We start from the raw sequence: 11,687 nt of genomic DNA on the forward strand, positions 1-11,687 counted from the left end.
CGCGGAGGGACGCTTTTCGCATGAGCGCCGTACTGGACAGCCGCGCCTCGTTGTTGCCGGGGCGCTTCGAGTTCCTGATGGGGTTGTACGCCGAGAACTACCACCGGCTGGCGCGCCTGTTCGCGCCGCAGGCGCTGGCGCCGGGCGGCTACCTGTCCGACGTGTCCGACGGGCTGCCGGTGCACCTGGTGGTGCAGGAATGCCATCCCTACACGCTGGAGTTGGAGCTGACCTACGGCTTCGTCGACGCGCAGACCGGGCACCGCTCCCCCTCGGCGCAGCTGCGCATGTACACCGACGCGCACGTGGCCGAGGCGCTGCATTGCCATCCCGGCCGCCACCTGTGGCAGGTGCTCGGCCCGTTCCCGCCGGCGCATACCGTGTTCCAGCATCGCCTGCAGATGAACGGTTTCCTCTCGCGCTGGCTGGAATATCTGGCGGGGCAGGGGCACTCGACCGGCACGCTTGAGCGGATCGAAACGGACGGGTGATCGGAGCTCACTCGAGGGCGAAGCCCTTGCGAAAAGCGCGGCCATGGATGGCCGCTTTTGCTTTCGCGTTCAGGACGAAACGCATGAATAACGCCCAACAAAAAACCCGCGCGAGGCGGGCTTTCTGCTTTCCATAGTGGCGGAGCGGACGGGACTCGAACCCGCGACCTCCGGCGTGACAGGCCAGCATTCTAACCGGCTGAACTACCGCTCCACGTTGTCTACCAGCGTTGTTGCGTACCGACTCTTGGCGTCCCCACGGGGATTCGAACCCCGGTCGCCACCGTGAAAGGGTGGTGTCCTAGGCCTCTAGACGATGGGGACGTGATGAGTTGGTGGAGCCAGGCGGGATCGAACCGCCGACCTCCTGCATGCCATGCAGGCGCTCTCCCAGCTGAGCTATGGCCCCGCCGCTGGAAGCCCGAAAGAATAGGTGGGGGTCGCGATTCCGTCAAGCGTTTTTTTCAGGAATTTTGCATCGTCGGATGCAGTCGACGCTTCCGCGCGCATCGACGCCGATCGCGCCGCATGTTCTAAGCTGGCAGGCCACGCACCGCCATGAGGAAGGCATGCACGACATCGGCTTCATCCGCGACCTCGCCATCGTGATGCTGGTGGCCGGCGCCACCACCGTGCTGCTGCATCGCCTGCGCTTGCCGGTGCTGCCGGGCTACATCCTCGCCGGCGTGCTGATCGGCCCGCATACCCCGGGCGTGTTGGTGGCCGACCCGCGCACCATCGGCGACATCTCCAACCTGGGCGTGGTGCTGCTGATGTTCACGCTGGGGCTGGAGTTCAGCGTGCGCAAGCTGCGCGAGGTGGGCGCCGGCGTGCTGCTGGTGACGGTGGCCGAGGTGGGCACGATGCTGTGGCTCGGCTACGGCCTCGGTTCCGCCTTCGGCTGGGGCACGCGCGACGCGCTGTTCCTCGGCGCGATCATGTCGCTGTCCTCGACCATGGTGGCCACGCGCACGCTGAGCGAGAACGGCATGCGCCAGTGGCCGTTCGCACGGCTGGTGGTCGGCATGCTGGTGGCCGAGGACATGCTCACCATCGTCATCCTCACCATGCTCACCGCGGTCGCGATCGGCGGCGTGGTGGAGCCCGGGACGGCGCTGAGCCTGATCGGCCATCTGGGCCTGTTCGTGGTGGTGGGCATGCTGGTGGGCCTGCTGCTGCTGCCGCGGCTGGTGGATTACGTGGCGCGCTTCGGCAACGACGAGATGCTGCTGGTCAGCGTGCTCGGGCTGTGCTTCGGCGCCAGCCTGCTGGCGGCCTGGCTGGGCTTCAGCGTGGCGCTGGGCGCCTTCCTGGCCGGCGCGGTGGTGGCCGAGGCGCGTAGCGCGGCGCGCGTGGTGCACCTGGTGGAACCGTTGCGCGACATGTTCGCGGCGCTGTTCTTCGTAGCGATCGGCCTGAAGATCGATCCCGCGCTGCTGGCGCACTACGCGCTGCCGGCGCTGGCGATCGCCGCCGCAGTGATGCTCGGCAAGACGGTGGCGTGCAGCGTGGGCTGCTTCTTCATCGGGCGCGATGCGCGCACCGCGCTGCGTGCCGGGTTGAGCATGGCGCAGATCGGCGAGTTCTCGTTCGTGATCGCCACGCTGGGCCTGTCGCTGGGGGCGGTGAGTGACTTCATCTACCCGATCGCGGTGGCCGCGGCGCTGGTCTGCATGGTGTCCTCGCCCTACCTGGTCCGTTCGACCGATGCGCTGGCGGACACCGGCCGTCGGTTGCTGCCGCGCTCGCTGCGCCTGCTCGCCGCCAGCTACAGCGGCTGGCTGGAGAACCTGCGCCCGGTGGCGGAAAACGCAGCGATCGCCGCGATGTTCCGGAGGCTGCTGTGGCACATCGCGGTGAACGTGACCCTGGTGGTCGCCCTGTTCACGATCGGGGCGTTCGTGAACGCGCATGGCTGGGGCTGGTTCTCGCGCATGGGCATCCATCGCGACATGCGCCATTCGCTGATCTGGGCCTGCGCGCTGTTCCTGTCGCTGCCGTTCCTGATCGCCGTGTACCGCAAGGCGGAGGCGCTGGGCATGCTGCTGGCCGAGCTGGGCATCCGCGAGCGCTTCGCGGGCGGCTACACGCAGGCGATCCGGCAGGTGCTGGCGCGGCTGATCCCGCTGGCGGCGCTGCTGCTGCTGGCCCTGCTGGTCGGCGCGCTGGGCTCCGCCATCCTGCCGCCGCGCGACGTGGCGCTGTCGCTGTTGGCGGCGCTGGTCGTGCTGGCGGTGGTGCTGTGGCGCGCGCTGGTGAAGATGCACGCGCGGCTGCAGGCGGCGTTGCGGGACACGCTGGACAAGCCGCCGCACGAAACATGAATGGGATCACCGTTATCCACGGATGGCGGCGGAACCTTTGCCGAATGCGGCTGTCCGCTCCAGAACGCCGTTGCCAAGACCGGAGCCGGCACCGCACAATGCGGGGCCTGCCTCCATCGGGGGGGCCCGGCCGGCACGCCGGCATATCCAAGACGAGGGAGTTCCGAATGAAGCATTTTCTGCGTCCCACGCTGACGGCGGCCGCGCTGGCCGTGGCGATGGGCCTGACGGCCAGCGTGCAGGCGGCCCAGACCGCCCCGGCCACCAAGGTCGACAAGACCAAGGCCAGCTACGTGGTCGGCTGGGACCTGGCCAGCTCGCTGCCGCCGATCGTGCGTGAGGAGGTCGACCCGGCCACCGTCGCGCGTGCGGTGCAGTCGGCGCTGTCGGGCCAGAAGCCGACCATGAGCGAGACCGAGTACAAGTCGGTGAAGGAAGCCTTCCTCACCCAGCTGCGCACCAAGGCCAAGGCCGAGTTCGACCAGGAAGCGGCCAAGAACAAGGCGGCAGGCGAGGCCTTCCTGGCCAAGAACCGCAAGGAGCCGGGCGTGAAGGTGACCGCCTCGGGCCTGCAGTACAAGGTGCTCAGCCAGGGCAACGGCGCGCGCCCGGGTCCGAACGACACCGTGCAGGTGAACTACGTGGGCAAGCTGGTCGACGGCACGGTGTTCGACGATTCGTCGAAGCATCCTGGCGGCGGCGCGGCGTCGATCCCGCTGGCCAACGTGATCCCCGGTTTCCGCGAAGGCCTGCAGCTGATGCAGACCGGCGGCCACTACCAGCTGTTCATCCCGTCGAACCTGGCCTACGGCGCGGAACCGCGCGGCGAGATGCCGCCGAACGAGACGCTGATCTTCGACGTGACCCTGGTCGGCACCGGCCCGACCAAGGCCGGCAGCACGCCGCAGAAGTAAGCAGCCGCCTCCGGCGGACGGACGAAGGGGCGCGAGTGATTCGCGCCCCTTCGCTTTTGCCGCCCCTGCTAGAATGTGCGGCCCCGCAACGAGGCAACTGGGCAGGCGATGAACGTCACGATATTCGGAACCGGTTACGTGGGCCTGGTGACCGGCGCCTGCCTGGCGGAGATGGGCAACCGCGTGGTCTGCGTGGACATCGACGCGGCCAAGGTGGCGCGGCTGGAGCGCGGCGAGATCCCGATCTACGAGCCGGGCCTGGAGCCCATCGTCAAGCGCAACCATGCCAACGGCCAGCTGGCCTTCACCACCGATCCGGCCCCGGCCATCGCGCACGGGCAGGTGGTGTTCATCGCCGTGGGCACGCCGCCGGACGAGGACGGCAGCGCCGACCTCACCTACGTGCTCGGCGTGGCGAAGACCATCGGCCGGCACATGGACCGCTACACCGTGGTGGTGAACAAGTCGACGGTGCCGGTGGGTACCGCCGACCGCGTGCGCGGGGCGGTCGCCGCCGAGCTGGCCGCGCGCGGCGCGGCGGTCGAGTTCGACGTGGTCTCCAACCCCGAATTCCTGAAGGAAGGCGACGCGGTGGCCGACTGCATGCGCCCTGACCGCATCGTGGTCGGCAGCTCCAGCCCGCGCGCCATCGAGCGGTTGCGCAAGCTGTACGCGCCGTTCAACCGCAACCACGACCGCATGGTGGTGATGGACGAGCGCTCGGCCGAGCTGACCAAGTACGCCGCCAACGCGATGCTGGCGACCAAGATCAGCTTCATGAACGAGATCGCCAACATCGCCGAGCGGGTGGGCGCGGACGTGGAGCTGGTGCGCCACGGCATCGGCGCCGACCCGCGCATCGGCTACCACTTCATCTACCCCGGCGCCGGCTACGGCGGCTCGTGCTTCCCCAAGGACGTGCAGGCGCTGGAGCGCACCGCCCGCGGCGCGGGCTACGAGGCCCGCCTGCTGGGCGCGGTGGAGGCGGTGAACCGCGACCAGAAGACCAAGCTGTTCGAGTTGATCGCGCGCCACTTCGGCGGCCGGCTCGAGGGCAGGACCATCGCGTTGTGGGGCCTGGCGTTCAAGCCGAACACCGACGACATGCGCGAGGCGCCCAGCCGGCAGCTGATGGAGGCGCTGTGGGAGGCAGGCGCGACGGTACGCGCCTATGACCCGGAGGCGCGCGACGAGGTCCGGCGCATCTACGGCGAGCGTGCCGGCCTGGTGCTGTGCGACAGCGCCTATGCTGCGCTGGACGGCGCCGACGTGCTGGCCATCGTCACCGAATGGAAAGCCTTCCGCAGCCCCGACTTCGCCGCCATCCGCGCCGCGCTGAAGGAGCCGGCGGTCTTCGACGGCCGCAACCTGTACGAGCCGGCGCTGGTGGAGGAGGCCGGACTGGCCTACTACGGCATCGGGCGCGGACGAAGCTTGCAGGCGGCACCGTGATGGACACGCTGGAGCAGCGCCTGACCGAGCTGGAAGTCAGGCTCACCTTCCTCGACGACACCGTGCAGGCGCTGGTCCAGGCGGACAGCGACAAGGCCCGGCGCATCGCGCGGCTGGAGCGCCTGCTGGGCGATTTGCATACCGAACTGGTTGCGCTGCGCCTGGCGCAATCGGACGATCCGCACAGCGAACCGCCGCCTCCGCATTACTGACCACGTCCACGAACCGCCCACGCCGAACCGGATTTCCCCATGGCCGATTCCCTGCGCGACCAGCTCCTGAAGAGCGGCATCGTCAAACAGGTGCGCGAGGAAAAGCGCGCCGCTTCGCCGAAACCCGTCCGCCCGCCGCCACGCGGGAACCCGCCGGCGCGGGCCGGCGGCAGCGGCGAGATCGATCTTGCCAAGGCCTACGCCATCCGCGCCCGCACCGAGGCCAGCGAACGCCAGCAGGCCGAGCGCGAGGCCGCCGAGCAGGCGCGCCTGAAGCGCGAGCGCAAGCAGAAGGTGCAGCAACTGCTGCAGGGCAAGGCGCTGAACAAGGCCGAGGCCGAGCAGGTGCGGCATTTCGAGTACGGCGGCAAGATCCGGCGCGTATACGTCGATGCCGCGCAGCTGGCCGCGCTCAACGCGGGCGAACTGGGCATCGTGCAGCAAAGCGGCCACTACCTGCTGGTGGAACGCTCGCTCGCCGAGCAGGTACGCGACATCGATCCGCACCTGCTGGCGCTGCTGGTGGAGCCGGGCGCGGGCGGCATCGGCGACGATGGCGTGCCCGACGACCTGATGTGGTGAACCACGTCCGGTGACCCGGACGGGGGCGATTCGATCCCGCGTGGCGATCATCCCCCGGGCGTCATCCCGGCGCAGGCCCACGGCTGTCGGAATATTGGTTGACGCCGGTCAAGAGCTTGCACCGAGGGTGCGGGGAAGACTGTCGGTTGCCTCGAAGGGAGGGCGAGAAGACTCCCTCCCCTGCGCGCAGGGGAGGGTTGGGGTGGGGTGCTTTTGGCTTGAAAGCCGAAGCGTTACCCCCTCCCAACCTCCCCCTGCGAGCAGGGGGAGGAGTGCATCCAGCGGCAGGAAATAGTCCGGACAGCAGTGGGCGCAGGCCGGGATCCAGTAGCGATCATGCCGGTTCGGGCCGTGCGGTCACGGAGTGGCCAGCCAATGGCGGGAAAGTGCCCGGCCTGCGCGGAGAATGGACGCAGGATCAGCCCGGCAACCCGAAGCCGCCTCGCGCCAGCGCCGGATGGTCCCAGCCGGCCTTGGGCGTGAAGCGCTCGCCGTACTGCTTCGCCATCGCTTCCAGCCGTGCCTTGAGCTTGCCGGCGCCTTCGCTGCGCACGTACTGGATCGGGCCGCCGCGGAACGGCGCGAAGCCGGTGCCGAAGATCACGCCCGCGTCGAGCAGGTCGGCGTCGTCCACCACGGCGTCGGCCAGGCAGGCCACCGCCTCGTTGACCATCGCCAGGATCATGCGGTCCTGCAGGTCGGGCGAGGGCACGTAATCGGGGTCGACCTCGGGCTTCTGCGGCTTGCCTTCGTGCCACACGTACAGGCCCAGGCCGTCCTTCTTGCCGCGCTTGCCGGCCTCCAGCTTGTCCTGCAGGCCCGGCGGCAGCTCCAGGCCCAGGAACGGCCCCAGTTCCCGTCCCACCGAGGCGCATACGTCCAGGCCCACGGTGTCGGCCAGCTCGATCGGCCCCATCGGCATGCCGAACTTCTTCGCCTCCTTGTCCAGCACCGGGCCGGGCACGCCCTCGCTGTACAGGCGCATGGCCTCCAGCAGGTAGGGCATCAGGATGCGGTTGACCAGGAAGCCGGGCGTGCCCTTGACCGCCACCGGCAGCTTGCCGATCGCCTTGCAGAAGGCCAGCGCGCGCTTCTCGACGGCCGGGTCCAACTGGTCGTGGCGCACCATCTCGACCAGCGGCATCTGCGCCACCGGGTTGAAGAAGTGCAGGCCGAGGAAGCGCTGCGGCGCGGACAGCCTGCCGCGCAGTTCGTCTAGCGGGATGCTGGAGGTGTTGGTGGCGAGGATCCCGTCGGCCTGGAACTGCGGCTCGATGATGGCGTACAGCGCCTCCTTGGCCTCGGCGTTCTCGTAGATCGCCTCGATCGCGAGGTCGGCGTCCTTCACGCCCGCGCCTTCCACGTCGGCGCGCAGGCGGCGCGTGGCGGCTTCGATCTTCTCCGGCGTCCTCAGCTTCTTCTCGTACAGCGCGCGGGCGCGGTCCAGCGCGGGCTGGACATACTTCATCTCGCGGTCCTGCAGGGTCACCTGGAAGCCCTTGAGCGCGGTCCAGGCGGCGATGTCTCCGCCCATCACGCCGGCACCGACCACGTGCACGTGCTCGATGCCGTGTTCCACGCCGCCGCCCGCGCCCTTCAGCCGTTCCTGCAGGAAGAAGATGCGGATCAGGTTGTGCGCGGTGGGCGTCTGTGCCAGCTTCGCCACCGATTGCGCCTCCAGCCTGAGGCGCTGCTGGATGCCGCCGCCGCCGCGCTTCCACACGTCGATCAGCGCGAAGGGAGCGGGGTAGTGTTCCTTGCGCACCTTGGCCGCGGTCTGCTTGACCACCATCGGCGCCAGGACCTGCCGCGCCAGCCAGGTGTTGGTGGCCCAGGCCTTGGCGCGGCGCGCGAACGGTCGCGCCGCCGGCCGGCGCAGCAACGCCTTCGCCCCGGCCAGCAATTCGTCCGGCCGGGCGAGGCGGTCGACCACGCCCAGCGCCAGCGCCCGCTTCGCCGACAGCGGCTTGCCGGTGAGCATCGCCGGCAGCGCGTCCGGCGCGCCGATCAGCCGCGGCAGGCGCGCCGTGCCGCCCCAGCCGGGATGGATGCCCAGCATCACCTCGGGCAGGCCGATCTTCGTGCGGTCGTCGTCGGCGGCGATGCGCTGGCGGCAGGCCAGCACCAGCTCGGTGCCGCCCCCCATGCAGGCGCCGTGCACCGCCGCCACCGTGGGGCAGGGCAGGCGGGCCAGCGCCTCGTACACCTGCTGGCCGTTGCGGATGTTCTCCAGCACCGTGCCCTGTTCGGCGTAGCCCACGAACTCCTTGATGTCGGCGCCCACCGCGAAGCCGGCGGGCTTGGCCGAATGCACGATCACCCCGGCGGGCTTCTCGATCGCCAGCCGTTCCACGATCTGGCCCAGTTCGTCCAGCACCTCGCGCGAGATCGCGTTCACGCCGCTGCCGGCGCGATCCACCGCCAGGGTGACGATGCCGTCGTCGTCCAGGTTCGTTTTCCAGTGGTTGAAGCGCAGTCCTTCGAACATGGCCGTGCCGTACCGGTTGGGTGGAAAACGCACCATACCGTCCCGTAGCGTGGATTGCGAGACGCCCCCGGGCGGGTGGCGACGCCGCGGTGTCGTCCACGTCACGCGGCGGCGCGCCCGCTATTGCGCTTCGCCCGCGGGCGCGTAACGTTAGGCCGCGATGACTACCCTGATGGCCCCCGACCCGGTCGCCGGCAGCGAGATCCTCGAGCGCATCCTGGCGGCGGCGGGAGGCCTGCTCGTGCTCGAGGGCGGCGACAGCGCCGTGCTGGTGGAGCAGTTCCGCGCCATCGCCCGGCACAGCGGCCAGTCGATCTACCTGTGGCAACCCGACACCGGCATGGGCAACCTGCGCGAGGCGCATGCGCGGGTGCCCGACTCGCAGCGGCTGGGCAATGCGTTGCGCTACATCCAGCAGAGCCAGCACTTCGGGGTCTATCTGTTGAGCCGCTTCCCGCTGCCGCTTTCCACCGCGGACGGCAACCTGCTGCGCCAGCTCGCCCGCGCCCCGGCCGGGCACGTGCGGCGCGTGGTGCTGCTGGACGCGGCGCCCTCGCTGGTCGCCAGCCTGGGCGACGTGGCGGTGCGCCTCAACGGTGCGCCCAAGGCCGCCCAGCGGCCGCGGCTGCGCGACGGGCGCTGGCTGCTGTGAGCGTGCCGACCATGTCCGACAGCGGCATCCTGGTGGTGGCGCCGCAGCGCGACCTGCGCCGCGCGCTGTTCGATGCGCTCGACCGCGAGGGACATCCCGCGATCCACTCGGCGCGCGATCCGGCGCACGCGGCGATCCTGCTCGAGGGGCGCGCCCCGCTGGCGCTGATGGTGGTGGCCTTCGAGGGCGACGGCCGCGCCGCGCTGGCCTGCTGCGAGCAGTTGCGCCGGGTGCCGGCCTGCGCCGACGCGCCGCTGATCGCGGTGCTGGCGGAGGGCGCGGCGATCCGCCCGGCGCAGCTCCCCGCAGGCGTGGGCGACTGGCTGTACGCCGCCCAGGTCGAGCGCGAGCTGGTGGCGCGCTGGCAACGGTTGCCGCGTTCCGCCTGGACGGGCGACGCCGTACCGCCGCCACGCGCGCTGCCGGCCGGCGATGGCGATTACCGCTTCGTGTTCGAGGCCGACGATGGCGAGTGGCTGGTCGCCGACCCGGTCAGCGAGCGCGTGCTGGAAGCCAGCCCGGCCCTGGTGCGGCACAGCGGCCTCGGCGAGGTCGCCGTGCTGGGCCGGCCGCTGGCCGAGCTGCTCGCGCTGGAGGAACCCACGCTGGAGCGGCTGCTGCGCGAGGGCGACCGCCGCTGGCATGCCTGTTCGCGCCGCTCCGCCCGTGGCTTCGACAGCGGCGAGGTGAGCGCGCGGCACGTGCGCCATGCCGGGCGCGAGGTGGTGGCGCTGATGTTCCGCAGCGACAGCGCCGATGCCCGGCCGGCGATGGCGCTGGCCCTGCTGGCGCGCCTGTTCGGCAATGACGGCGACGGCGAGATGAGCGGGGACGCCCAGTTGCTGGTGGACGAGCTGGGCCTGGACTACCTGGCGATATGGTCGGCACGGCCGGAAGAGGGCATGCCGGTGCAACTGGTGCAGCGCTGGCGCGGCGACGACCGGCTCTGGCCGGCGGCACAGCTGCAAAGCTCGCTGCGCCTGGTGCTGGGCGGCAAGACCCTGCTGCATGCGGCGGATGCGCAGCGCCTGGCCGAGGCCGACCCGCTGGTGGCCCAACTCGGCCTGTGCGGCTTCGCCGGCCTGCCGTTGCTGGACGAGCGGCGCAACGTGCTCGGCGCGCTGCTGGCCGGGCGGCGGCAGCCGTTCGGCGAGCCGGAAGTCATCGAGCCGGTGCTGCGCTGCGCCGCGGCGTACTTCGCCCACGTGCTGGAATTGCACCGCACCCGCGAACAGGGGCGCGCCGAAGGTCTGCTCGACGCGCTCACCGGCCTGCCCAACCGGCTGCTGTTCAACGACCGCCTCGACACCATCATCCGCGAGGCGCACCGCACCGGCGAATGCTTCGCCGTGCTGTTCGTCGACCTGGACCGCTTCAAGTCGATCAACGACAACCTGGGCCATGCGGTGGGCGACCAGGTGCTGGTGGCGGTGACCCAGCGCCTGCGCAGCAGCGTGCGCGCCTCCGACACCGTGGCGCGCTACGCCGGCGACGAGTTCATCCTGGTGCTGCGCCACATCGTGAAGAACGACGACGTGCTGCGCGTGGCCGAGAAGATCGTGCAGCTGATGGAGAAGCCGCTGCATCTGGAGGACGGCACCGAGCTGCAGGCCACCGCCTCCATCGGCATCAGCTTCTTCCCCGAGGACGCGCCGGACGCGGAGACCCTGCTCAAGCACGCCGACGAGGCGATGTATGCGGCCAAGGGCCTGGGCCGCAACAACTACCAGATCTACGACGTCAGCCCCGAGCAGGAGCGGCAGAACGTGGCGCTGAAGGCCAGCCTGCGCCACGCCGAGGGCAACGGCGAGCTGCGCGTATTCTACCAGCCGCAGGTGGACGCGGCCAGCGAGGATATCGTGGGTATGGAGGCGCTGGTGCGCTGGGAGCATCCCGAGCTGGGCGCGATCGGCCCCGGCTTCTTCATCCCGCTGGCCGAGGAAACCGGGTTGATCGTCTCCATCGGCGAGTGGGTGCTGCGCACCGCCTGCCACCAGGCGCAGGCCTGGGAGGCCCGCCACGGCCTGCGGCTGCGGCTGGGCGTGAACCTCTCCGTGGTGCAGCTGACTCAGCCCGACCTGGTGGACGTGGTGGCCCGGGTACTGGCCGAGACCGGGCTGGACCCGGCGCTGCTGGAGCTGGAGGTCACCGAGAGCATCAGCATCAAGGCGGTGCCCAACCTCACCGAGAACATGCTCGGTCTGCACCGGCTCGGCTGTCGCATCGCCATCGACGACTTCGGCACCGGGGCCGCCTCTCTGGACTACCTGCGCAAGCTGCCCGCCGACCGCATCAAGATCGACCAGAGCTTCGTGCGCAACATCGGCGTCGACCCGGACGACGAGGCGATCGTGCGCGCCACCATCGAGATGGCGCACCGGCTCAACCGCGAGGTGGTGGCCGAGGGCGTGGAGATCGAGCAGCACCTGCAGTTCCTGCGCCAGAACGGTTGCGACGAACTGCAGGGTTACCTGTTCTGCCGCCCGCTGCCGCAGGCCGCCTTCGACCGCCTGCTGGCCGAGCGCGAGCACGTGCTGGCCGCCGCCGGCGGTTGAGCCGGGGCCGCCCGCCC

The 11,687-nt window shown here is 70.3% G+C and carries 9 protein-coding genes and 3 tRNA genes; 8 read left to right on the top strand and 4 right to left on the bottom strand.

Annotated features, from left to right (window positions below):
• Window positions 1-20 precede the first annotated feature (20 nt).
• Window positions 21-491 (top strand): DUF1249 domain-containing protein, encoded by a 471-nt coding sequence (locus tag QMK61_RS07675; protein WP_302071574.1) that lies wholly within the window; start codon window positions 21-23, stop codon window positions 489-491.
• 137 nt (window positions 492-628) lie between these two features.
• Here the strand turns inward: QMK61_RS07675 and QMK61_RS07680 are convergent.
• From QMK61_RS07680 to QMK61_RS07690, 3 genes are all read right to left on the bottom strand, one after another.
• Window positions 629-705: transfer RNA gene (locus tag QMK61_RS07680), tRNA-Asp, on the bottom strand.
• Window positions 706-739: 34 nt separating this feature from the next.
• Window positions 740-815, bottom strand: a tRNA-Glu gene (locus tag QMK61_RS07685).
• A gap of 9 nt (window positions 816-824) precedes the next feature.
• A tRNA-Ala gene (locus QMK61_RS07690) sits at window positions 825-900 on the bottom strand.
• 160 nt (window positions 901-1,060) lie between these two features.
• Between QMK61_RS07690 and QMK61_RS07695 the strand changes: the two genes are divergently transcribed.
• From QMK61_RS07695 to QMK61_RS07715, 5 genes are all read left to right on the top strand, one after another.
• Entirely contained in the window at window positions 1,061-2,815 is a 1,755-nt protein-coding gene (locus tag QMK61_RS07695; RefSeq protein ID WP_302071575.1) for a cation:proton antiporter, read from the top strand.
• Window positions 2,816-2,982: 167 nt separating this feature from the next.
• Window positions 2,983-3,729 carry an FKBP-type peptidyl-prolyl cis-trans isomerase gene (locus tag QMK61_RS07700; protein WP_302071576.1) on the top strand — a complete coding sequence of 249 codons (747 nt, stop codon included), beginning with the start codon at window positions 2,983-2,985 and terminating at the stop codon, window positions 3,727-3,729.
• Window positions 3,730-3,837: 108 nt separating this feature from the next.
• Window positions 3,838-5,181: a UDP-glucose/GDP-mannose dehydrogenase family protein gene (locus QMK61_RS07705; protein ID WP_302071578.1), complete on the top strand. Its 1,344-nt coding sequence runs from the start codon at window positions 3,838-3,840 to the stop codon at window positions 5,179-5,181.
• Window positions 5,181-5,393, top strand: a complete 213-nt coding sequence (locus QMK61_RS07710; RefSeq protein ID WP_302071580.1) for a SlyX family protein — start codon at window positions 5,181-5,183, stop codon at window positions 5,391-5,393. Before QMK61_RS07705 ends, QMK61_RS07710 begins: the two co-directional genes overlap by 1 nt.
• 39 nt (window positions 5,394-5,432) lie before the next feature.
• Window positions 5,433-5,975 carry a DUF2058 family protein gene (locus QMK61_RS07715; RefSeq protein ID WP_302071582.1) on the top strand — a complete coding sequence of 181 codons (543 nt, stop codon included), beginning with the start codon at window positions 5,433-5,435 and terminating at the stop codon, window positions 5,973-5,975.
• Between the two features lie 418 nt (window positions 5,976-6,393).
• Here QMK61_RS07715 and QMK61_RS07720 read toward each other — a convergent pair whose 3' ends face one another.
• On the bottom strand, window positions 6,394-8,463 hold the full coding sequence (locus QMK61_RS07720) for a 3-hydroxyacyl-CoA dehydrogenase NAD-binding domain-containing protein (protein WP_302071585.1): 2,070 nt from the start codon (window positions 8,461-8,463) through the stop codon (window positions 6,394-6,396).
• Between the two features lie 160 nt (window positions 8,464-8,623).
• Between QMK61_RS07720 and QMK61_RS07725 the strand changes: the two genes are divergently transcribed.
• Together QMK61_RS07725 and QMK61_RS07730 are read left to right on the top strand one after the other, a co-directional pair.
• The gene (locus QMK61_RS07725) at window positions 8,624-9,115 is read left to right on the top strand and encodes a hypothetical protein (protein WP_302071587.1); all 492 of its coding nucleotides are present in this window, start codon (window positions 8,624-8,626) and stop codon (window positions 9,113-9,115) included.
• An 11-nt stretch (window positions 9,116-9,126) separates the two neighbouring features.
• Window positions 9,127-11,670 carry an EAL domain-containing protein gene (locus QMK61_RS07730; RefSeq protein WP_302071589.1) on the top strand — a complete coding sequence of 848 codons (2,544 nt, stop codon included), beginning with the start codon at window positions 9,127-9,129 and terminating at the stop codon, window positions 11,668-11,670.
• Window positions 11,671-11,687 lie beyond the last annotated feature (17 nt).

Origin of the sequence: Fulvimonas sp. R45 (assembly GCF_030504985.1) — a bacterium.
Taxonomy (GTDB): Bacteria; Pseudomonadota; Gammaproteobacteria; order Xanthomonadales; family Rhodanobacteraceae; genus Rhodanobacter_A.